This is a genomic window from Actinomycetospora aurantiaca (genome assembly GCF_037401875.1).
Lineage (GTDB): Bacteria > Actinomycetota > Actinomycetes > Mycobacteriales > Pseudonocardiaceae > Actinomycetospora > Actinomycetospora aurantiaca.
Genome location: NZ_JBBEGN010000001.1, coordinates 156146 through 176593, shown reverse-complemented (window position 1 = coordinate 176593; position 20448 = coordinate 156146). Strand labels below are relative to the sequence as shown.

Annotated in this window: 22 protein-coding genes and 1 pseudogene; 10 read left to right on the top strand and 13 right to left on the bottom strand. The window is 72.6% G+C overall.

The annotated features are described in order from the left end of the window. Positions 1 to 4: 4 nt before the first annotated feature. The 5 genes from rutA (at position 5) to WCD74_RS00805 (ending at position 4043) form a co-directional block, all read left to right on the top strand. Entirely contained in the window at positions 5 to 1057 is a 1053-nt protein-coding gene (gene rutA / locus WCD74_RS00825; protein ID WP_337692910.1) for a pyrimidine utilization protein A, read from the top strand. Between the two features lie 32 nt (positions 1058 to 1089). Next, entirely contained in the window at positions 1090 to 2481 is a 1392-nt protein-coding gene (locus WCD74_RS00820) for an MmgE/PrpD family protein (RefSeq protein ID WP_337692909.1), read from the top strand. Continuing rightward, positions 2474 to 3502, top strand: coding sequence for an LLM class flavin-dependent oxidoreductase (locus WCD74_RS00815; protein ID WP_337692908.1), 1029 nt, complete (start codon positions 2474 to 2476; stop codon positions 3500 to 3502). The genes WCD74_RS00820 and WCD74_RS00815 overlap by 8 nt, the downstream gene beginning before the upstream one ends. 166 nt (positions 3503 to 3668) lie before the next feature. Then, positions 3669 to 3839 carry a hypothetical protein gene (locus tag WCD74_RS00810; protein ID WP_337692907.1) on the top strand — a complete coding sequence of 57 codons (171 nt, stop codon included), beginning with the start codon at positions 3669 to 3671 and terminating at the stop codon, positions 3837 to 3839. A gap of 9 nt (positions 3840 to 3848) precedes the next feature. After that, positions 3849 to 4043 carry a hypothetical protein gene (locus WCD74_RS00805; RefSeq protein ID WP_337692906.1) on the top strand — a complete coding sequence of 65 codons (195 nt, stop codon included), beginning with the start codon at positions 3849 to 3851 and terminating at the stop codon, positions 4041 to 4043. A gap of 375 nt (positions 4044 to 4418) precedes the next feature. On the opposite strand, the pseudogene mscL reads toward WCD74_RS00805, so the two are convergent. From mscL to WCD74_RS00790, 3 genes and pseudogenes are all read right to left on the bottom strand, one after another. After that, positions 4419 to 4805 (bottom strand): annotated as a pseudogene (mscL, locus tag WCD74_RS00800) (large conductance mechanosensitive channel protein MscL); the annotation flags it as partial. A 174-nt stretch (positions 4806 to 4979) separates the two neighbouring features. After that, entirely contained in the window at positions 4980 to 5393 is a 414-nt protein-coding gene (locus tag WCD74_RS00795) for a hypothetical protein (protein WP_337692905.1), read from the bottom strand. A gap of 63 nt (positions 5394 to 5456) precedes the next feature. After that, positions 5457 to 6242, bottom strand: coding sequence for an SAM-dependent methyltransferase (locus WCD74_RS00790; protein ID WP_337692904.1), 786 nt, complete (start codon positions 6240 to 6242; stop codon positions 5457 to 5459). Between the two features lie 183 nt (positions 6243 to 6425). Here WCD74_RS00790 and WCD74_RS00785 point away from each other — a divergent pair, with 183 nt between their 5' ends. Then, on the top strand, positions 6426 to 7286 hold the full coding sequence (locus tag WCD74_RS00785) for a type IV toxin-antitoxin system AbiEi family antitoxin (protein WP_337692903.1): 861 nt from the start codon (positions 6426 to 6428) through the stop codon (positions 7284 to 7286). A gap of 69 nt (positions 7287 to 7355) precedes the next feature. Here the strand turns inward: WCD74_RS00785 and WCD74_RS00780 are convergent, their stop codons facing one another. Continuing rightward, positions 7356 to 8699, bottom strand: a complete 1344-nt coding sequence (locus WCD74_RS00780; protein WP_337692902.1) for a dipeptidase — start codon at positions 8697 to 8699, stop codon at positions 7356 to 7358. A 230-nt stretch (positions 8700 to 8929) separates the two neighbouring features. On the opposite strand from WCD74_RS00780, the gene WCD74_RS00775 reads away from it, so the two are divergent. After that, positions 8930 to 9808 carry an MOSC domain-containing protein gene (locus WCD74_RS00775; RefSeq protein WP_337692901.1) on the top strand — a complete coding sequence of 293 codons (879 nt, stop codon included), beginning with the start codon at positions 8930 to 8932 and terminating at the stop codon, positions 9806 to 9808. Positions 9809 to 9817: 9 nt separating this feature from the next. On the opposite strand, the gene WCD74_RS00770 is transcribed toward WCD74_RS00775, so the two are convergent. From WCD74_RS00770 to WCD74_RS00760, 3 genes are all read right to left on the bottom strand, one after another. Further along, entirely contained in the window at positions 9818 to 10537 is a 720-nt protein-coding gene (locus WCD74_RS00770; protein ID WP_337692900.1) for a Clp protease N-terminal domain-containing protein, read from the bottom strand. A gap of 32 nt (positions 10538 to 10569) precedes the next feature. Then, on the bottom strand, positions 10570 to 11277 hold the full coding sequence (locus WCD74_RS00765; RefSeq protein ID WP_337692899.1) for an acyltransferase: 708 nt from the start codon (positions 11275 to 11277) through the stop codon (positions 10570 to 10572). 71 nt (positions 11278 to 11348) lie between these two features. Beyond that, complete coding sequence (locus tag WCD74_RS00760) at positions 11349 to 12077, bottom strand: LbetaH domain-containing protein (protein WP_337692898.1); 729 nt, start codon at positions 12075 to 12077, stop codon at positions 11349 to 11351. 32 nt (positions 12078 to 12109) lie between these two features. Between WCD74_RS00760 and WCD74_RS00755 the strand changes: the two genes are divergently transcribed. Further along, complete coding sequence (locus tag WCD74_RS00755) at positions 12110 to 12853, top strand: SGNH/GDSL hydrolase family protein (protein WP_337692897.1); 744 nt, start codon at positions 12110 to 12112, stop codon at positions 12851 to 12853. Between the two features lie 6 nt (positions 12854 to 12859). Here the strand turns inward: WCD74_RS00755 and WCD74_RS00750 are convergent, their stop codons facing one another. The 6 genes from WCD74_RS00750 to WCD74_RS00725 all read right to left on the bottom strand — a co-directional run bounded on the left by WCD74_RS00750 (position 12860) and on the right by WCD74_RS00725 (position 18059). Next, positions 12860 to 13627, bottom strand: coding sequence for a methyltransferase domain-containing protein (locus WCD74_RS00750; protein ID WP_337692896.1), 768 nt, complete (start codon positions 13625 to 13627; stop codon positions 12860 to 12862). Next, entirely contained in the window at positions 13624 to 15111 is a 1488-nt protein-coding gene (locus tag WCD74_RS00745; protein ID WP_337692895.1) for a hypothetical protein, read from the bottom strand. Before WCD74_RS00745 ends, WCD74_RS00750 begins: the two co-directional genes overlap by 4 nt. Beyond that, a complete protein-coding gene (locus WCD74_RS00740) occupies positions 15108 to 15806 on the bottom strand; it encodes a twin-arginine translocation signal domain-containing protein (protein ID WP_337692894.1) in 699 nt (232 codons plus the stop codon). The genes WCD74_RS00745 and WCD74_RS00740 overlap by 4 nt, the downstream gene beginning before the upstream one ends. Then, positions 15803 to 16504: an MATE family efflux transporter gene (locus WCD74_RS00735; protein ID WP_337692893.1), complete on the bottom strand. Its 702-nt coding sequence runs from the start codon at positions 16502 to 16504 to the stop codon at positions 15803 to 15805. The genes WCD74_RS00740 and WCD74_RS00735 overlap by 4 nt, the downstream gene beginning before the upstream one ends. A gap of 802 nt (positions 16505 to 17306) precedes the next feature. Next, entirely contained in the window at positions 17307 to 17759 is a 453-nt protein-coding gene (locus tag WCD74_RS00730) for a nuclear transport factor 2 family protein (protein WP_337692892.1), read from the bottom strand. 99 nt (positions 17760 to 17858) lie between these two features. Then, on the bottom strand, positions 17859 to 18059 hold the full coding sequence (locus WCD74_RS00725) for a hypothetical protein (protein WP_337692891.1): 201 nt from the start codon (positions 18057 to 18059) through the stop codon (positions 17859 to 17861). A gap of 175 nt (positions 18060 to 18234) precedes the next feature. Here WCD74_RS00725 and WCD74_RS00720 point away from each other — a divergent pair, with 175 nt between their 5' ends. Further along, positions 18235 to 19062, top strand: a complete 828-nt coding sequence (locus WCD74_RS00720; protein ID WP_337692890.1) for a FadR/GntR family transcriptional regulator — start codon at positions 18235 to 18237, stop codon at positions 19060 to 19062. Positions 19063 to 19191: 129 nt separating this feature from the next. Beyond that, complete coding sequence (locus tag WCD74_RS00715; protein ID WP_337692889.1) at positions 19192 to 20340, top strand: hypothetical protein; 1149 nt, start codon at positions 19192 to 19194, stop codon at positions 20338 to 20340. Positions 20341 to 20448: the final 108 nt, after the last annotated feature.

Here is a 20448-nt window from a genome sequence, read left to right as displayed (position 1 = left end):
CGACATGGACTTCGGGGTCTTCATCCCGATCGGCAACAACGGCTGGCTGATCTCGGAGAACGCTCCGCAGTACAAGCCCTCGTTCGACCTGAACCGCCGCGTGGTGCAGGAGGCCGAGGCCCAGGGCTTCGCGTTCGCCCTGTCGATGATCAAGCTGCGCGGCTTCGGCGGGAAGACGGAGTTCTGGGACCACAACCTGGAGTCCTTCACGCTGATGGCTGGGCTGGCCGCGGTCACCGAGCGGATCAAGCTCTACGCCTCGACCGCGGTGCTCACCCTGCCGCCGGCGCTGGTGGCCCGGATGGCCTCGACGATCGACTCGATCGCCCCGGGCCGCTTCGGGGTCAACATCGTCTCCGGCTGGGCCAAGGGCGAGTACGAGCAGATGGGCCTGTGGCCGGGTGACGACTACTTCGGCTACCGCTACGACTACTCGACCGAGTACGTGAAGGTGCTGCGCGACCTCTGGGAGACCGGGCGCTGCGACCTCGACGGCCAGTACTTCCAGATGCAGGACTGCGTCCTCTCGCCGCAGCCGACCGGCAAGGTCGACATCGTCTGCGCCGGGCAGTCCGACCGCGGCATGCAGTTCTGCGCCGAGTACGGCGACTACAACTTCATCCTCGCCCCGGGCGTCAACGACCCGGAGGTCTACCGCGAGCCCACCGAGCGGCTCGCCAAGGCCGCGTCGGCGAGCGGGCGCGACGTCCGGTCCCTGCCGCTGTTCATGGCGATCATGGCCGACACCGACGAGGAGGCCCGCGCGAAGTGGGACTCCTACCGCGCGGGCGCCGACCTCGCCGCCCTGGGCTACATGTCCGACGAGGGCAGCAACGACAAGACCGCCGACGCGTCCGGCACCGCGCGCACGATCAACATCCCCGAGGGCGCGGTCAACTTCAACATGGCGACGCTCGTGGGGTCCTACGAGACCGTCGCCCGCCAGATCGACCAGGTGGCGACCATGCCGGGCGTCGAGGGGATGATGTTCACCTTCGACGACTTCGAGCAGGGCGTCCACGACTTCGGGACCAAGGTCAAGCCCCTCCTGGGGTAGGCCGTACCAGCTCGTCGTTCGAAGGAGAACCCATGACGATCGCCAGCCCGCCGCGGACCTCGCTCGCCGCCGCCGTCGGGGACTTCGCGGCCGGTCTGCGGCCCGAGGACGTCCCCGCCGAGGTGCTCGAGCGCGCGCGGTACCTCGTGCTCGACGCGGTCGGGCTGGCGTTCGCCTCCACCGTCTACGACTTCCCGACGAAGGCCCGGGCCGCGTTCGGGCGGCTGGGCTCCGGGGAGCACCCGGTGCTCGGCATGCCCGACCGGCTCGCGCCGCGGGACGCCGCCACCCTCAACGGCGTCCTCGTGCACGGCATGGACTTCGACGACACGCACATCCCCGCCGTCACGCACGTGTCGGCGGCGGCGCTGCCCGCGGCGATCTCGGCGGCCACGACGGCCGGCGCGACCACCCGCGACCTCCTGCTCGCCTACGTGCTCGGCGTCGAGGTGTCGGCGCGCGTCGGGCTCGGGGGCGCGGGCGGGTTCCACGACGTCGGGTACCACCCGACCGCCGTCGCGGGTGCTTTCGGGGCCGCGGTGACGGCGTCGAGGCTGTGGGGCCTCGACGCCCGAGGGATCACGGCCGCACAGGGGATCGTCGGCTCGATGTCGGCGGGGCTGCTGGAGTTCCTCGAGGACGGGTCGTGGACCAAGCGGCTGCACCCGGGGTGGGCGGCCAGCTCGGGCATGACGGCGGCCGCGTTCGCCGAGCAGGACTGGCGCGGCCCGGCCGCGGTCTACGAAGGTCGCTTCGGGCTCTACGCCACGCACCTGCAGGGGCGCGAGTCCGACCCGTCGGCCGTCGCGGACGGGCTGGGGGAGCGGTGGGAGCTGATGCGCACCGCGGTGAAGCCCTACCCGATCTGCCACTTCATCCACGCCTTCGCCGACGCCACGCTCGCCCTGCGCGCCGAGCACGGCGTGCGCGCCGAGGACGTGCGCTCGATCCGGTGCGCGATCCACCCGGTGCCGGGGAAGGTCGTGTGCGAGCCGCCGGCGAACAAGTGGGCGCCGCGCGACGAGTACGACGCCAAGTTCTCCCTGCCCTACGTGGTCGCGACGGCCCTGCGCCGCGGGACCTTCGGGCTCGCCGAGCTCGACGACGAGGCCCTGCACGACCCGGCGACGCTGGAGCTCACGCGACGGGTCGAGGTCGTCGAGGACACCGAGGGCGCCTTTCCGCGGGCCTACTCCGGGTACGTCGAGCTGGAGCTGACGGACGGCACCCGTCTGACCCGCCGCGAGCAGGTCAACCGTGGGCACGACGAGCGCCCGCTGACGAACGCCGACATCGACGCGAAGTTCGCGGAGACGATCGGGACGGCGGCCGACGCGGCGACGGCGGACCGTGTCCGCGCGGCCGTGCTCGGGCTGGGCGACGACACCCCGGCGATCGACTTCGCCGAGGCCTGCCGTGGCTGACGTGCGGGTCGGGGTGTTCCTGACCCACCAACGTCGTCCGGACCAGGATCCCCGCACCGTGCTCGACGAGCAGCTGGCGCTCGTACGGACGGCCCGCGACGAGGGCCTGGACTCGGTCTTCGCCGGCCAGCACCACCTCGCGGCGTCGTTCGCGCACATCCAGCCGCTGCCGTGGCTCGCGCGGGTGGCCGCGGAGGCGGGGGAGATGACGCTCGGCACCGGCATCCACCTGCTCGCGCTGCACCACCCGGTGGACACCGCCGAGGCGTACGCGAGCCTCGACGTGGTCTGCGGCGGGCGCACCGTGTTCGGGGTGGGCCTGGGCTACCGGGCCGAGGAGTACGCCGCGTTCGGGGTGCCGCCCGAGGAGAAGGTGCGGCGGTTCACCGAGAACCTGGCGATCGTGCGGGCGCTGTGGCGGGGCGAGTCGGTGACCCGCGACCTGCCGTGGACCCGGCTCGACGGCGCCGAGGCCCTGATGCGGCCGGTGGGGCAGCCGCCGGTATGGATGGCCGCGAACTCCGACAACGCCGTCCGCCGCGCCGCCCGGCTGGCGGACGCGTGGATGATCAACCCGCACGCGACCGCGGCGACGGTCCGCCGGCAGCTCGAGCTCTACGACGCGGAGCGGTCCGCGCACGGCCTCCCGCCCGGCGGGGAGCGGCCGATCATGCGCGAGGTGTTCTGTGCGGACACCCGCGAGGAGGCCCTGGAGCGGGCACGTCCGTACCTGGCGGGCAAGTACGAGGTCTACGCCGACTGGGGCCAGGACCGGGTGATGCCCGACCGCGAGTCGTTCCGCATGGAGTTCTCCGCGCTCGCCGACGACCGCTTCGTCATCGGCGACCCGGACGACTGCCGCCGCGCCCTGCTCGCCTGGCGCGACCTCGGGATCGACCACTTCGTCCTGCGCACCGACTGGGCCGGCATGCCGCTGGAGTCCAGCCGCCGCTCGGTCGAGCTGCTCGCCCGGGAGGTCGCGCCGGCGCTGCGGGAGTCGTCGCTGACGACGACGAGGTGAGGTCGCGTCGAGTGCGACGTGGGGCAGGCCCGGTGGACGCGGGACCTGCGTGGTGCCGCACTCGGCGGGCGCCGGCGCCGGGCTCGGCGCCCGAGTGCGACGTGGGGCAGGCCCGGTGGCCGCGGCTCCTCCGTGGTGTCGCACTCGGGAGCGGGACGATGATCAGGTGATGCGCGTGGTGTGCCTGCCCGGGACGGTGTGCTCGCTGATGGTGTTCGCGCCGCCGGCCGAGCTGGTCCCCGGGGTGGAGGCGGTGTCGTGCGGACACACCCCGGTGTACGAGGCCCCCGAGGTCGTGGCGGAGGCGATCGCATCGGTGCGGGAGCGCGGCTCGTAGGCTCCGCCGATGGGGCGTCGACGGGTCGTGGCGCTCGTCCTCGTGGGGCTGGCCCTGCTGTGGCTCCCGCTCAACCATCCCGTCGAGGGCCCCCAGCTGCTCGTCCTGTCGGAGACGCACGCCGTGACGGCCGCCGACCTGCTGTCCGTGGCGCTCGTGCTGGTCGCCGCCTGGTTGTGGTGGACCGGCCGTCCACGCCGCTAGACAGATGATCGTGCCGGGTGCGACGTCGCTTCGACATGATCATCTGCCTGCCGCGGGACAGCGTCAGCGGACCCCGACGCGGCTGTGGCGGGGCGCGGAGTCGGCCGGCACGGGACGGGGCGGCGGTGCGACCCGGGTCGGTGCCGGGGCCGGCGGGACGGGAGCGTGGGCCGGGACGGTCTCCTCGGCGCGGCGTGTCGGCCCGACCGGCGGCATCGGCGGGCGGGGCGGCATCGGACCGCCGGCAGGCGTGACGACCGGGGTGGCGGCCGGCGCGGCGACCGGGACGCCCACCGGTCCGTCGGGCGTCGGGGGTGCGACGGGCGCGTCCGGCGTCGCGAGCGGCCCCGACCCGCCGTCGGGACGGGCCTGAGACTGCATCTCGGCCTGGGCCTCGAGGAGGTCGCGGATCTGGGTGAGCAGCTCGACGTCCGTCGCCTGCACGGGCCCGTCCTCCTCGCCGCGCAGTCGGCGGTTCTGGATCGCCTTCATCGGCGCGACGATCAGGAAGTAGACGACCGCGGCGGTGATGAAGAAGGTGATCGCCTGGTTGATGAAGCTGGCGTAGTCGAACGTCACGCCGCTGACGCGCACCGTGCCGCGGAACTGGTCGCCGCCCGGGGAGAGCAGCTGGATCAGCGGCTTGAGGAACGACTCGGTGAAGGCCGTGACCACGGCGGTGAACGCGGCGCCGATGACGACGGCCACCGACAGGTCGATGACGTTCCCGCGGAGCAGGAAGTCCTTGAATCCTCTGAACACGATTCGTCCTCGGGCAGGGAGCTGGGGAGCTGGGTACCGAGGCTAAGGAGATCGACGCCGCGTGGCGCGGTGCGCACGGTCGGTCGCGGTGGGCCGGGGGATGAGTGCGACGGGCGGGAACCGGACTTCGGATGACCTGCGGTGAGCGACGCGTGTCGTGGGGCGAGTGGATCGTCAGTCGTCGGTGCGGGTGGTGCTCGTCGTGGACCGGGTCCCGGTCGGTCGCGACGACGTCGGTGGGCTGCTAGCGACGGCGCTCGTCGGGACGATCGGCGCCACCGCGACGGGAGGCGGCGGCACCGGGACCGTGCTGGTCGTCGTCGTGCGGGCGGTGACGACGGCGAGCCCGACGACCACCCCGAGCACGACCGCGGCCGCCGCCACCACGAGGACGAGGCGCAGGCCGGGCCGCCGTCGACGGTGGCGGGTGGGTGTGACCGCCTCGAACGGCCGGGTCGACGGGCGCGGTGGGACGTCGTTCGTCGTCGGGGTCTCGTCGATCTCCGGCGCGGAGTGTCGGCCGGTGGTCGAGGCGATGTCCGGCCGGGCGTGTCGTCCGGTCGTGGCCGCCGTGTCCTGCTCGGTCATCGCCGCCTCCCCGGGCCAGCACCGAGTGTTCTCACCCGGTGCAACGCGCGAGTGGCGCCGAGGTCACTCGACCGGGGGAAGGAGCGCGACGAGCCCGTAGATGCCGCTGCGCGGGCGGCGGCCCGGAGCGGGCCAGTCGGCGACGTCGACGAGGCCCGGCGCGACCGGGTCGAGATCGTGCAGGACGTCCCGGATCTCAACGCGGCTGCGGGGTGTCAGCGGGCTCGCGGAGCCGGCCATCGCGTCGCGGATGTCGCGGATCCGGGCGGCGACGACGGGGTCGTCCTGGTCGTCGCTGCCGTGGCTGATGACGATCGCGCTGCCCGGGGCGAGGTGGGCGCGGTAGGCGTCCACGACACGGCGCGGGTCTTCGGGGACGGAGTGCAGGACGGCGACCGCGAGCACCGCGATCGGCTCGGCCAGGTCGAGCAGCGTCCGGACGCCGGGCGCGGCCAGGACGGCGTCGACGTCGCACAGGTCGGCGTGGGTGACCGTGGCGTGCCCGACGTCGACCAGGATGTCGCGGGCGTACGCGACCGCGACCGGCTCCGCGTCGACGTAGGCCACGCGGCAGTCGGGTCCGACGATCTCGTGGACGTTGCCCACGGTGGGGATGCCGGAGCCGAGGTCGAGGAACTGCCGGATGCCGTGCGCCAGGCACCACCGCACGGTCTCGCCGAGGAAGTCACGGTTGGCGCGCGCGATCTCGGCGACGTCGGGGTGGCGTTCGAGCAGGACCGCGGCGACCGCGCGGTCGGCGGCGAAGTTGTGCGCGCCGCCGAGGAAGTGGTCGTAGATCCGGGCGGCGTTCGCCTCGCTGACGTCGGTGATGTCGCCGGTGTCGTTCATCGACTCGCGACCCGCTCCGCGACGGCCGTCAACGTACGCATGAGGTCATTCGACCACGCGCGGGGTCCCGGTCGAGTGGGCATCCATCCGGCTCCGAGGCCGCCGTGAGCCCGATGACGGCCCACTCGACGAGCGACCGGAGATTCTCGGAACCGCTCCGGCGCGGCGTGGCTCCAAGGTGGTGTGGAGACCCCGACGCGACGCACCTGCGTGCCCTTCCGTGGATCCCTGGCGGTGGAGCTCGGCCTGATCACCTGGGACCGGCTGCTCGGCCCGGACTTCGTACGTCTGCATCCCGACGTGTACGTCGGTGCGGGCGCAGAGATCGACACACGGGTCCGGGTCGGTGCCCTGAGCACCTGGAGCCGTGGTCTCGGGGTCGTCGCCGGTCCGCTGGCCGCGCTCGCGTGGGGCGCGGACTGCCCGTGGGAGGACGCCGAGATCGTGGTCGACCGACGTCTCCGCCTCGCCGGCGCGCGCGTGCGTCGGGACCGACTCCCCGCCGACGAGGTGGCGGCCCGGTTCGGTCACCGCCTCACGACGCCGGTCCGGACGGCCTTCGACCTCGCACGGCGCGAGCCGTTCGTCGACGCCGTCGCGGCCGCCGAGTCGATCGCGCACGTGACCCGTTTCCCGGCGTCCCTGCTGGCCCGGTTCGCGGACCGCCATCCGAACGCGCGCGGGATCGTCCAGGTCAGGCGCGTGTGCGAGGCGATGGACCCGCGGGCGGAGTCACTTCCGGAGACGCGGCTCCGCCTGGGTCTCCTCGAGCGCGGGGTACCGCCCGCCGTCCCGCAGCTGTGGGTCACGCTGCTGACCGGTGAGCGCCGACGACTGGACCTCGCGTGGCCGGGCAGCATGTTCGCGCTCGAGTACAACGGGTCGGCGGACCACGGCTCGAGCACGCAGCAGAACAGCGACGCGTTCCGGACGGGACGGCTGTACGACATCGGGTGGGACGTCCTCCCCGTCACCTCCGCGATGATCATGGACGTGGCGGCCTTCGACGAACTGGCCCGACGGGTGCTCCGGAAGGTCGCGTGACGAGTGGGCATCCATCCGGCTCCGAGGCCCCCGTGAGCCGGATGACGGCCCACTCGACGAGCGGCCGGGCTACCGCGCCAACGACCGCAGCAGCATCGACTCCGCCAGCACGCACCGGCGGAACATCCCGAGGTCCAGGCTCTCGTCGATCCCGTGCCAGCGCGACGCCGGGTCGCCGACCCCCGTGACCAGGACCGTCGCGCCCGGGAAGGTGCGGGCGAACTCGGCGATGAACGGGATCGTGCCGCCCATCCCCATCTCGACCGCGTCCGCGCCGAAGGCCGACGACAACGCCTCCCGCGCCAGGTCGTAGACCGACCCCGAGGGTGACAGCGCGAACGGCTCACCCGAGGCGTGCAGCGACACGTCCAGGCCCACGCCCCACGGCGCCTGGCGTTCCAGGTGCTCGCGCACCGCCGCGAACGCCGACTCCGTGGAGTCGCCCGGTGCCAACCGCGTACTGATCATCGCCCGCGCGCGGTGCACCAGGATGTTCGCCGCACCCTCGACCGCGGGCGCGTCGATGCCGAGCACCGCGATCGCGGGCTGGTGGGCCAGGCGCTCCGGGATCGTGCCGGTCCCGAGGAGGTCGACGCCGTCGAGCACGCCCGCGTCGCCGCGGAACTGCTCCTCGGACATGTCCGGCGCGTCCGACGAGCCGCGGACCAGCCCGGGCACCGCGACCGAACCCTTGTCGTCGTGCAGCGTCGCGAGCAGGCGGCACAGTGCGGTGAGGGCGTCGCCGGCCGGCCCGCCGAACATGCCCGAGTGCACGGCCCGCTCGAGCATCGACACCTCGACGACGATGTTCGCGAGGCCCCGCAACGACGTCGTCAGGGCCGGCACGTCGACCGCCGGGTTCGCGGCGTCCGCGATCACGATGACGTCGGCCGCCAGCTGCTCGTGGTGCTCGGCCAGCAGCGCGGACAGCGTCGGCGACCCGGACTCCTCCTCGCCCTCGACGAACAGCGTGACGCCCACCGGCGGCCGGCCCTCGTAGGCGCGCAGGGTGGCGAGGTGGGTCATGACGCCGGCCTTGTCGTCGGCCGCCCCGCGCCCGTAGAGGCGGCCGTCGCGCTCGGTCGGGGAGAACGGCGCGGTCGTCCAGAGGGCGTCGCCGCCGGTCGGCTGGACGTCGTGGTGGGCGTAGAGCATCACCGTCGGCTGCCCCTCCGGCGCGGGCCAGTGCGCGACGACGGCGGGTGCGCCGCCCGCGGCGGCCAGGATCGACACCGACGCCGCCCCGGCCTCGCGGGCCAGCGTGGCCACGGCGTCGGCGGAGCGTCGCGTGTCCTCCCGGTGGTCCGGGTCCGCCCAGATCGACGGGATGCGCACGAGTCCCTCGAGGTCGCGCCGCGCGTCGGGGAGCACCGCGTCGACGGCGGCCTGCAGGTCGGCGGGAACGTCTGCCATGGGCCGACCCTAGGGTGCGCGCGGCGAACGGACGAACTTTCCCGACGGCGGGTGGGAGGGCGGCCCGCAGGCACGGCCGGGGGAGGGACGTCGACCCGCCGTCGCGGAGGAGTGGTCATCCGGTCGCGGGCCGAGAAGCGCAAGCAGTACGCCCGGAAGGTCGCCCGCTGAACGGTCCCATCCGGTCGGCCCGGTTCGCCCGAAGGATCCCGTCGGGTACCACCACGGCCATGACGATCGCCGCGATCCACCGCTACCCGGTCAAGTCCATGCAGGGCGAGGCGCTGCAACGCGCCACCCTCGACGAGCGCGGGGTCGTGGGCGACCGCGCGTACGCCCTGCTCGACGCCGAGACCGGGATCGTCGCGAGCGCGAAGGTCCCGAAGCGGTGGGACCAGCTGCTGCGCTTCTCCGCGGCCTTCGTCGAGGAGCCCGTGCTCGGGCAGCCCGCCCCGCCCGTCGTCATCACCTTCCCCGACGGCTCGACCCGGCGCAGCGACGACCCGAGCGTCAACCAGGCGATCTCCGCGGTGCTCGGGCGCGACGTCTCGCTGATCACCACCCCGCCCGACGGCGCCGGCTTCGAGGAGATCTGGCCCGAGATCGACGACCTCGCGCCGCAGCACATCATCGACGCCACGACCGCCCGCCAGGAGGACACCGGCGAGGCGATCAGCCGCTTCGACGTCGCCGCGTTCGCTCCGCGGGGCCGGTTCTACGACCTCGCCGCGCTGCACGTGATCACGGGGTCCACCCTCGCGCGCCTCGGCGAGCTCGCCCCCGACAGCCGCTTCGACCCGCGGCGCTACCGGCCGAACGTGGTGCTCGCCGACACCGACCCGGGCTTCGTCGAGAACGACTGGGTCGGCCGCGAGATGGGTCTCGGCGACGACGTGCGGGTGTCGTACACGTTCCAGACGATGCGCTGCGTCATGACGACGCTGGCCCAGGAGGACCTGCCCGAGGACCGGGACACGCTGCGCACCGTCGCGAAGCACAACCGGGTGCAGATCGAGAAGCCGGAGGTCGCGGGCCGCTGGGCGTGTGCCGGTGTCTACGCCGACGTGACCGCGGGCGGGGAGCTCGCGGTCGGCGACGCGCATTCCTGACGGCCGGTCCTACAGCTCCTGCTGTCCCTGCACCACGGCCAGCAGCTGGGTGACCTGCTCCTCGACGCGGGCCTTGTCGAGGCCGAGCCCGGTGAGGACCCCCTCGCCGTCCTCGGCCTCGAGCAGGGCCAGCAGCAGGTGCTCAGTGCCGACGTAGTTGTGCCCGAGACGCAGGGCCTCGCGGAACGTCAGCTCCAGGACCTTCTTCGCGGCGGCGTCGAACGGGATCAGGGCGGGCACGTCCTCGGACGGCGCGGGCAGCGCGGCGGTGACCTTGCGGCGCAGCGCGTCGGTCGTGACGCCCTGGGCGGTGACGATCCGGACGCCCAGGCCCTCCGGCTGGGACAGCATCCCGAGGGCGAGGTGGGCCGGCGTGATCTCCGCGCTCCGGGCGTTCCGCGCCTCCTCCTGCGCGGCCACGACGACGGCGCGGGCGCGCGGGGTGTAGCGCTTGAAGCCCTCCTCGGGGTCGAGGTCCCCGCCGCCGCCCCGGGGCACGAACCGCTTCTGCGCGGCCTGCTTGGTGACGCCCATGCTCTTCCCGATGTCGGTCCACGAGGCCCCGGAACGGCGGGCCCGGTCGACGAAGTGGCCGATGAGGTGGTCGGCCACCTCGCCGAGGTGCTCCCCGGCCAGCACGGCGTCGGAGAGCTGTTCGAGGGGTTCCTCGTGGACCGAGGTGATGGCGGAGATGAGGTCGTCCAGGCGGACGTTGACCGGCGGCGTCATGCGTCCACCGTAGGTTGACGACAGGAGGTGCGTCAACCTCGGGTGGACGGCACGTGCACGTACGGCTCCGTCCGGTCGAAGTGCTTGCCGCCGATCGGTCGCTTCGCGGTCGCCGGGCTCCCGGCGTACAGGTACCCGGCGTGCGGGAGATCGCCCTTGATCACCGAGCCCATCGCGACGAGGCAGCGGTCCGGGACCGTGCACCCGGGTACGACGACGACGTTGCTGCTGAGCAGGGCCCGGACCCCGATCGCGACCGGGCGGGGCAACTGCTCGTTCGCCTCGACGTCGACCCCGTGTGTGATCACCGTGGAGCGCACGCCGGCGAACGAGCTGTACTCGCCCATGGACAGGCCCCCGCTGACGTCCAGGTAGTGCCGACTCATGATCGCCGCGTGCCGGCCCATGACGAAGGTCCCGGGGCGGTCGTCGTCGGGGTCGTAGCGCTGGTAGGCCGGCGCCGCGCTGATCCAGTTCCACTGCAGCACCCCGGCTCCCTCGGCGAAGCGCAGCAACCGCACGGAACGGACCACCGTGCCGACGCCGATCCGTGCCTCCGGCGCCAGGTCGAGCAGCCCGACGCGCATCAGCAGGCACGGCGAGACGCGCGCGGTCGGGGCGACGCGGTGGCCGAGGCGGCGCAGGAGGAAGTTCTTGACGCGGTGGGCCGGCAGGAGGCCGACGGCGAGCACCAGGACGGTGCGCAGCGCGCCCGGAGGCGGCGGCAGGGGTCCCCTCACCGGGTGAGTCGGCCGCGCTGTACCCCCGTTCGGAGCAGCGCTCGGGGATGCTGAGGTCTCGGACGAGAGGGTCATCGGAAGCGCTCCCCGATCACGGAGGCCCGCGGGGCGCCGTAGATGGCCCCGGGAGGGACGTCGCGGTCGATGACGGTGTTCGGGGTGACGATGCACGAGCGCCCGATCCGCACCCCCCGCAGCACGATGCAGCGGGTGGTCACCCACGCGCCGTCCTCGACGACCACCGGCGCGGTCACGACGCCCATGTGCCGACGGTCGTGCGACCCCGTCGTCACGAAGGTCTCCTGGGACAGGACGACGTCGGAGCGCAGGATCACCAGGTCCCGGTTGGAGATCCAGACGCCCTCGCCGATCCAGCACCGGTCGCCGACGTGCAGGTTCCACGGGAACCGCACGCGCACCCGCGGCTGGATCACCACGTCGGCGCCGATCTCCGCGCCGAACAGTCGCAGCACCCGGGCCCGCAGCCGCGACGAGGGCTGCAGCGAGTTCGTCACCAGCAGCCGTTGCACGACCCACCACAGGAACACCAGCCAGCTCGGCCGGGCGCGGGGGTCGTCGAGCGGCGGGACCTCGTTGAGGTCGACGACGGGGACCTCGCGCGTCGGCGTCGTTGCGTCCTTCGTGACGTCGGACGTCAGCATGGCCGCAGTGCTGGCGCCCAGGGCAGCAGCAGCGGCAGCTGCCGCCCGGGCGATGCGGGTCCGGCGGTCCAGGCCGCCCTGCTGCGTCGGCATCTCCGGGACCAGTTCGGTGCCCGGCCGGATGTCGGGGCTGGTCATGGGCGCTCCAGGTCGATGAGGGGGGACACGGGGTGAACCGGTACGTGTGGCAGGTGAGGCAGTTCTGGCGTCGGCTGCGCCCGGGCACGCGCCGCGGCGTGACGCTCGGCGCGGCCGGGCTCGCCGTCGTGCTGGTCGTGGCGGTGGTGGCGGGCGTCGTGGTGCGCTGGAACGACGTCGGGACCACCGACGAGGCCGCCGACCGGGGCACGTCCGTGGCCGTCATCGGGGACTCGATCTCGCAGGGCACGCGGCTGGGCGGGCTCGGGCGCGCGAACTGGACGAGCATCGTGGGGGCGGCACGGGGCTGGAAGGTCACCGACGTGGCGGTCGGCGGGACCGGCTACGTGCACGCCTCGCCCGGCACGCAGAACTTCGCGGCGGGCCAGCTGGAGCGCGCGGTCGCGGCCGCGCCGGGCACCGTCGTCGTGCAGGGCTCGCGCAACGACGGCCTCACCCCGCTGCCGCAGGTCTCGGCCGCGGCCGCCGACCTGTACCGGCAGCTGCAGCAGCGCCTGCCGGGGGTGCGGCTGGTCGTGATCGGGCCGGTGTGGTCGGACGGGACGATCACGCCGAGCCTAGAGGCGCTGCGCGACGCGGTCCGCACCCCCGCGCTCGCCGCCGGGGCGACGTTCATCGACCCGATCGGCGAGAACTGGTTCGCGGCGGCGGACACCGCGCAACCGCCGGTGATCGCCGCCGACGGCGTGCACCCGAGCGACGCCGGCCACCGGTTGATCGCGGAGCGGGTGCTGCGTGGCCTGGAGCGGTCGTGACACGGCTCAGCGCTTCCGCAGGAAGACCATGAGCGTGGCGCCGGCCGCCGACGGCAGCACCTTGTTCACCCCGAGCAGGGCCCGCATCGCCAGCGTGGACGCGCCGACGTAGGCCGGCTCCGCGCTCATCGCGTACACGTGGTGCTCGAACCGGTCCGCGGGGAACCAGCGCCGGATCGCCTCGCGCGAGTTGAGCGCGTAGGCCACCGGGAATGTGTCCCGCTCCTGCTTCGCCGGCTGGAGGCGCCGCAGGGCCCGGTGGTGCAGCACGTTCGGCACCAGCCGCGCGCTCATCCCGACGACGCCCCACTTGCGCGGGGTCCGCGCGCACAGCCAGCCGCCCGGGCGCAGCACCCGGTCGACCTCGGCGGCCAGCACCGCGGGGTTCGCGACGTGCTCGAAGGTCCAGTTCGACACGATCAGGTCCACCGAGGCGTCCGCCAGCGGGAACGCGCCGTCGGGGTCGTAGACGTGCGCCCGGGTCAGCGCCGGGTTCTGTGCCACGGCCGGGTCGACGTCGAGCCCGACGAGCTCCGCGCACCGCGGTCGCAGGCGCTGCAGCTCGCGGCGGGCCGCGACCGGGTCCTCCAGGAACTTGCCGCGGCCGGCCCCGAGGTCGACGACGACGTCGTCCGGACGCATCAGCGCGTTGACGCGGAAGTAGAACTCGACGGTGCCGTCGAGGCGGGTGAACCCGCCCGCGCCGAACTCCGGGAAGACGTGCGCCATCGGCGCCTCGTTCCCGACGACGGGTCGGTGCGACAAGGTGGTCATGTGGACGCTCCTTCGAGCGCGGGAGCCGGGGACGGCTCGTCGTCGGGAAGAGGGTTCTCGCGCCGTGAGAGCAGCCAGAGCAGGCCGACCATCACGACGATCCGGGCCATGGCCTGCAGCAGCGAGCCGCGCAGGAGGATGAACTCGTAGCCCGCGATCGCGGGGACCCCGACGGCCGCGAGCGGGGTCCGCCCGTCGAGGGCCAGGAGACGGGCGCGCAGCAGCGAGTCGTCGAGGCGCCGCGCGACGATGCCGGCCCCGCCGAGGAACGCGACCACGCCGACCCAGCCGAAGTCGATCCAGCCCTCGGCCCACAGCGGGGAGTCGAGGTTGGTGAACTCGTAGCCGATCTGGTGGGCGATGAGGACCGTCGTGTTGACGGGCTTGTCCGGCCAGAGCGCGCGGGGGAACCAGAAGAGCACGTCGCCCAGCAGCTGTTCGCCGTAGGAGAAGCCGTGCTGGTCGGTGACCCGCAGGGCGATCCCGACGTCGGTGACCGAGCCGTAGTCGGTCTTGGCGAGGACGTAGTCGACGGGGTTCGAGAAGTCGTTGAGCCGGACGTTGTACTGGCGCGCGGTGGACTCGCTGACCCGGTAGGCGTCGAGGTAGGGGAAGACGACGAGGGTGGCCATCGCGAACCCGGTGACGAACGCGGCGAGCATGAGCGGCCGGGCCGTGCGGCGCCAGAGGTAGAGCACGCCGAGGATGACGGTGAACGCCCAGAACCGGGAGTTCGAGATCGGGTTGTTGATCAGCAGGTTGAGCCCGACGAGCAGGGCGAACAGCAGCTGGTTCGACACCACGCGCCGCAGCACGCGGTCGTCGACGAGCAGCTTCCCGAGCGTCAGCATGGCGATGTAGGTCAGGACGTTCGCGACCGTCGCGAGCGTCCCGCCGATCGCGTCACCGCTGGCGGCGGAGAGCAGGCCCTGGTCGGACAGGCTGTCGGTGACCGCCTCCCGGCTCGAGAGCAGGGCGGCCGGCCCCCCGAGGACCAGCACGAACAGCGGCGACAGGACCACCGAGGTCCAGCCGAGCAGGACCACGCGGCGGGGGTCGAGGAACCGGCGCGGCGGGCGCGGCTGCGCCGGGCGCACCCGCGACCCGACGTCGAAACAGATCATCCCGACGAGCACCACGAGGCCCTGGAGCAGCTGGTCGTCGCGGGTCAGCGTGACTCCGAGCGGGTTGGCGTCTGCGAGCGCCTGGGTCAGCCCCGCGACCGCGATCCAGCAGTAGGTGAAGATCCAGAACCCGATCGTCAGCCACTGCGGGCGGGCCTGCCACATCAGGCCGAGCAGGCGGGTCGCGCTGTAGACGACGGCGACGGCGAACAGGAGCGCCGGGACCCCGAGCGTCGGCTGTGCCTCGAGGACGGGGACGAAGAACAACGTCGTCGGGACCGCGAGCAGGACGACGTACCCCAGCAGCGGCACCAGGAACTGCATCCCGGTGAGCCGGGTCGGCGTGTCGAGGTCGGTCACGACGCCCAGCTCTCGACGAGGGTGACGACCGGCCCGCCCGGGCGCAGCGAGAAGAACTCCCAGCCCGGGATGGTGCCGCGCACGTCGGCGACGGCCGGGTCGGTGACGGTGGCCGTGGTGCCGTCGGGGAGGTGGATGACGACCGAGGGCCCGCCGTCGAGGTCGATGGAGACCTGGTGCGGTGAGCCGTCCTGGGGGAGGTCGAGCGGGCCGTTGCGCAGCGGGGTCAGGGTGGTGCCGCGGGCGACCCCGAAGATCCACCGGGTCGCCCCGATGACGAAGTGGCAGTTCGTGTCCGAGACCGGGCGGGCGGTCCAGGTCGCGAGGCACAGCGACGCGGCCGTGGGGTCGCCCGGGCCGAGCGCGAACCGGGCGCCGATGGTGCGGACGGGCCGGCCGAGCGGCTGGGTCAGGTAGACCGCGCCGGCGCCGTCGAGGTTGCCGACGGCGCCCCCGGTCCGGACGTCGGGGGTGGCCGGGACGCCGAGGTTGGTCACCTCGAGGGGGACGCCCTCGTCGCCGGTGGCGGGCAGGGGACCGACGGGGTGGCGGCTCCAGTCCGTGCGCAGCGCCGGGCCGGTCGGGGCCTGGTCGGTGCGCGCGGCGGTGGGCATGGAGCGGACCTCGGTGGAGCAGGCGGCGGCTCCGGCGGCGACGGCTGCTGCGCTCAGCCCGAGGAAGGTGCGGCGGTTCATCGGACGGCGACCTCCTGGGGCCGGGGGAGCGGGGCGCGTTCGGCGACGACGGCCATGGCGGCGAGCGAGACGGCACCGGCGATCGTCATGCCCCAGGCGAGTCCGTCGACGCCGGCGACGAGCAGGCCGAGGGCGGCGCCGGCGACGACGCCGGTGGTGGTGAGGACCTGCACGCCGAACAGCGCGCGCGGCCGGCGCAGGCCGCGCAGGCGGGCGTGGAACGGGACGGTGAGGCCGGCGAGCACGCTCTGGATCGCCACCGGGACGACGAGCGCGGCGAAGGCCGTGTAGCTCGGGAAGAGCAGGTCGAGCAGGACGTGGCGGAGGGGGATGGCGGCGAGCACGACGAGGCCGAGGACACCCATGGCCGCGAGCGCGGTGGTGCGGAGGCGGTCGAGGGCGGCGGGGTCCGTGGCCTTCCGCGCGAAGGCGGGCGTGAGCAGCAGGAGCAGCGCCGCCATGAAGGTGACCGGCGGCTGGTAGACGAGGAGCTGCACCGCGCGGAGTCCGGCGGCGTCCGTGGTGGACAGCAGCAGGCCGGCGAGGAGCAGCACGACGTAGACCTGGCTCTGGCCGACGACGGCGACGACGGTGAACCAGCCGGAGAGGTACCGGCTCTCGCGGAGCCAGGGGCGGGGTCGGCGGGCCTGCTGGTGGTCAGCAGGAAGGCGGTCGCGCCGAGCGCCCCGATGCCCCACGCGGCGGCGAGGGAGGCGACGGACCACGTGCCCGTCGTCGCGATGCCGACGAGTGCGGCGGCCTGGACCACGGCCCACGTCGCGTCGATGGCGAGCGCCTTCGTCGGGTCGGAGCGGGCGAAGGACACGTACCGCCCGGCGTCGGCGACCAGGGCGGCGGGGAGCCACGGCGCGAACGCGACGAGCCAGGTGAGCGGGCCGCCGACGAGCTCGCCGATGACCAGGAGGGCCGCGGCCCCGAGGAGGCCGAGGACCGCCGCGGCGCCGAGGGCGGAGGCATGGAGACGCTGCTTCGTCGCCTCGTCGTCGACCGACGGGAGGTGCGCGAGCAGGGGTTCGCCGACGAAGGCCCGGACGGCGGCGGAGTAGATCGTCACCACCGCGTACGCGACGACGAAGAAGCCGAACCCGTCGGGCGCGAGGACGACGGAGGCGATGAACGCGGTGAGGTAGTTCGTGCCGGACGACAGGACCTGGTCGGCGACTCCCGTGAGCACCCGACCCGCCCGTGTGTTCCGCTCCGCTGGCACGACGCCTCCCCCCGCAGGCCTCCGACAGGCCGACGCTACGGGGATAGCGCCCGAACGGCGCAGCGTATTACGTCTATCGGACTAAGAGTGAGCGTGGGCTGGACCGATCGGGGCGACGGCTCACCTCGTGGTCGAGGGGTCACGGCGCAACCATGTCCGCGGAACACGGTTCGGCTGTCGCGGTGTGCCGACGTCCCCGCTCCACCGTGTCGTTGGGAATCGCCACGACGAGGTGGGCGACCTGGCGACGGAGCCCGCGACAGGGCAGTCGGTCAGCCCTGCGACGGGTGCGGCCGGGGGACCGGGCACTCCAGGTGGTAGCCGCGTCCGGCGTAGTCGAAGCCCTCGAGGGCGAGCTCACGGCGGGACGGGTCGACCGGCGAGGCGTAGTAGGCGCGGATCTCGCTGATCAGCCCGGACTCCCGGTCGAAGACGTACCACTCGTCCCCGCGCAGGATCGTGTGCTGGGCGGTCTTGTAGTGCGTCCACTCGATGACCGCCTGGGCGCTCGGCGGGTCGGCGAGCAGCCGGTCGATGGTCCAGGCCGACCCGAGCGTCGCCACCCGGTGCGCCCAGTTCTCCGCGATCGTCCGGGCCCCGCGCCACGCCCCGCCGTACATCCCGGGCGGGAAGTAGTGCACGGCGTCCGGCGTGAAGCACGCGATCATGCCCTCGACGTCGGCGTCGTTGCAGCCGTCGAAGTAGCGCCGGATCAGGTCGGACATGTGCTCCACGGTGAGCATGGCGTCGAGTCTCTCCGGGCCGGACGGCCACGCGCCAGCTCTCGGTTCGCCGGCGCGGGACGTCCTACTTGTCCGACATCTTCAGAAGAGGTGCGGTGCCATCGCGGCGAGTGCCGCAGCGGGCTGGACCGGCAGCTGCTGGGTCATCGCCGCCACGGACACCACCACCTTGGCCAGGACGATCGCCAGGATCACCGGGATCGCCACGCGCCAGAAAGCGATGAGCAGGAAGATCACGAAGGCCAGGATCACGACCATTTCGCTCGCAGAGATGCCGTTCATGGTGTTCCCCCGAGGTCGTACTTGTCTGACAGCACTCAGCATGGGGAGCAGTCCGATGTCTGTCAACCGTCTTTGCCTGTCCGACATGTCTTGTGCAGACGTGCTACTTTGAGGTGTCCGTCGTCCGACGACCGTTCGGCGGCATGACGGAACACGCATGCGCGCGAGGTCGATCATGAGTACCGAAGAGCAGGACGAGACGTCCGCGAGTGCGCGCTGGTCGCTCCCGGAGACCCGCAAGCCGATCCCGGACCTCGTCGCCGACCGCATCCTCGAGCTGGTCCGCGACGGTGTGCTCGCGCCGGGGGAGAAGCTCGTCACCGAGCCCGAGCTCGCCCGCCGCTTCGGTGTGGCTCGCAGCTCCGTGCGCTCGGGCCTGCAACGGCTCCAGGCGCAGGGCGTGGTCGAGGTCAACCGGGGTCGTGGGTGGTTCGTGTCCTCCACCCCGGCGCGGACGTCGGCGGAGGTCATGGAGGAGCGCCTCGCCGCTCGCGACTTCGACGTCCGCGACGTCATGGAGGTCCGGATCGCGATCGAGGGCGCCGCGGCCGGTCTCGCCGCGGTCCGGGCGTCCGCCGGCCAGCGTGACGACATCCTGAAGCTGAGCAAGATCGACCAGGCGGCCGACGCGGGCGACACCGCGTCCCTGCTCAAGGCGGACGAGGAGTTCCACGACGCGATCGTCGAGGCCTCGGGCAACGAGTACCTGCGGACGCTGTACGGGATGCTCACCCCGCAGGTGGCCGAGTGGCGTCAGAACAGTTTCACGAGCGCCGACGTGCACGACCGGTCCGCCCTGGACCACGTCCAGGTCGCCGTCCAGATCCGCCGCGGCGACGAGATCGGTGCCCGCCTGGCCATGACCGGCCACCTCCTCGGGCTCTACACGGGGATCCGTCGGCACGTCCAGGCGGCCCCTGACGATCGCGAGCCCGCCACGATCTCGACGTACATCGAGGTCGGCGACAAGCCGATGTTCGAAGAGCCTGCGGAGGGCCGCTGACGTCCTCGGGCGTCCCGATGGTTGTCTTACGCCACTTCCGCCACACAAGATGGTGGTGTGGGTGGGGGGAATTCTCGATACGGCGACTTCGGTCGCGTCCGGCTGAGGGCGTGGGCAGCTGGAGGCGGGGTGCTGGCGGTCGCAGGTCTTGCTCTGCTCGTCCTCGCTCCATCGACTCGGTGGTCGTTGCTGGGCGGGGTACTGGTGCTGATCGGCTCTCTGTCGGTGGCCGCTGTCGTCGTCATCGAGGTCGTACGACGGGAGCTGCTCGGACACGTCGACTATGTGAATCGGGTCGTCGAGCAAGGCGTCATCGAGGTGCTGCCACCCGGCCGGGTCGCGGACCGACTCCTGGAACGAATCTACGGACCCTCGCCGTTCAACCAACCCTTGGCGACCGCGCTCCTGGGCGGGGAGGGGCTGATGGGTGATGCCGCCGATCTGACGATCAGTGAGCACACCGAGATCGACTATCGATTGGTGCGTGTCGACGACGCCAATTATCAACTGGTGATGAGGACCCACTACTCCTTCCGGAACCGCATTCCCTCGCGGCGCCTCGTCATCTTCGCCACCTCCGACGAAACCCTCCGGGACCGGATCGTCGTCGGCTGTCGATTTCCCCTCTTCGAATCGTGGTTCGTGCGGGAAGACGAGACCAAGACCCTGTTCGAGGATTCCGTCGAGAGCATCCTGCAATCGGTGGCAGTCGGCTTGGAATACGAGGACGATCGCGGGCAGATCACCAAGGTTCCTGCTCGACACCCCTCCGCCAACCTCCACGAGGTGAAGGTCCGGGATTGGGGTCGCTACCTGACGTTCTTCGGGACGGACGGCGACAACGGCTGGACGATCGATCGTCAGCAGTACATGGACCGACTACGCATCTTCGAGATCGACCTGCACGATCACGCAGGCGCCGAAGGTCTCATCGGACCCATCCAGCGGCTGACTCTCGAATCGACCACCCTGCAGGCGATCGACGACGGCTTCTGCTGGTGGCAGGCGCCCTACCCTTGCTTCGTAGAACGAATGGGCTTCGACACGGGCTCCTTCGACCTGCCGGGAGGCGAAGACCTGCGCTTCCTGGTCAAGCCATTCGCCACTGCGGTCGGAGGCGCACCGGCTCCATGGCGCACCTCCGACCGGATGGCGGACGTTGCATTGCAGGTATGGATGCTCGCGGGCCACGGAATGGCTCTGATCTGGAGGCCCGCCGAACGATCCGAGTCAGGCGCCGCCACCCGGGGCGCGAACGACCGCTCCGCCACCGGGTAGTTCCACGACGGCTCCGCCGCCGGGCATTCGCGCAGCGTCGCTGCCGGCGATGTGGAGGAACGCCCCGCCACCAGGGACTCGGACGGTCGCGCCTCCGCCGGGCAGGCG

What these genes read in the sequence shown, in the direction of transcription:
- rutA (WP_337692910.1), top strand. Translation starts at nt 5, where the DNA reads ATGGACTTCGGGGTCTTCATCCCGATCGGCAACAACGGCTGGCTGATC.
- WCD74_RS00820 (WP_337692909.1), top strand. Translation starts at nt 1,090, where the DNA reads ATGACGATCGCCAGCCCGCCGCGGACCTCGCTCGCCGCCGCCGTCGGG.
- WCD74_RS00805 (WP_337692906.1), top strand. Translation starts at nt 3,849, where the DNA reads ATGGGGCGTCGACGGGTCGTGGCGCTCGTCCTCGTGGGGCTGGCCCTG.
- WCD74_RS00795 (WP_337692905.1), bottom strand. Translation starts at nt 5,393, where the DNA reads ATGACCGAGCAGGACACGGCGGCCACGACCGGACGACACGCCCGGCCG.
- WCD74_RS00790 (WP_337692904.1), bottom strand. Translation starts at nt 6,242, where the DNA reads ATGAACGACACCGGCGACATCACCGACGTCAGCGAGGCGAACGCCGCC.
- WCD74_RS00780 (WP_337692902.1), bottom strand. Translation starts at nt 8,699, where the DNA reads ATGGCAGACGTTCCCGCCGACCTGCAGGCCGCCGTCGACGCGGTGCTC.
- WCD74_RS00775 (WP_337692901.1), top strand. Translation starts at nt 8,930, where the DNA reads ATGACGATCGCCGCGATCCACCGCTACCCGGTCAAGTCCATGCAGGGC.
- WCD74_RS00770 (WP_337692900.1), bottom strand. Translation starts at nt 10,537, where the DNA reads ATGACGCCGCCGGTCAACGTCCGCCTGGACGACCTCATCTCCGCCATC.
- WCD74_RS00760 (WP_337692898.1), bottom strand. Translation starts at nt 12,077, where the DNA reads ATGACCAGCCCCGACATCCGGCCGGGCACCGAACTGGTCCCGGAGATG.
- WCD74_RS00750 (WP_337692896.1), bottom strand. Translation starts at nt 13,627, where the DNA reads ATGACCACCTTGTCGCACCGACCCGTCGTCGGGAACGAGGCGCCGATG.
- WCD74_RS00740 (WP_337692894.1), bottom strand. Translation starts at nt 15,806, where the DNA reads ATGAACCGCCGCACCTTCCTCGGGCTGAGCGCAGCAGCCGTCGCCGCC.
- WCD74_RS00730 (WP_337692892.1), bottom strand. Translation starts at nt 17,759, where the DNA reads ATGTCCGACCTGATCCGGCGCTACTTCGACGGCTGCAACGACGCCGAC.
- WCD74_RS00725 (WP_337692891.1), bottom strand. Translation starts at nt 18,059, where the DNA reads ATGAACGGCATCTCTGCGAGCGAAATGGTCGTGATCCTGGCCTTCGTG.
- WCD74_RS00720 (WP_337692890.1), top strand. Translation starts at nt 18,235, where the DNA reads ATGAGTACCGAAGAGCAGGACGAGACGTCCGCGAGTGCGCGCTGGTCG.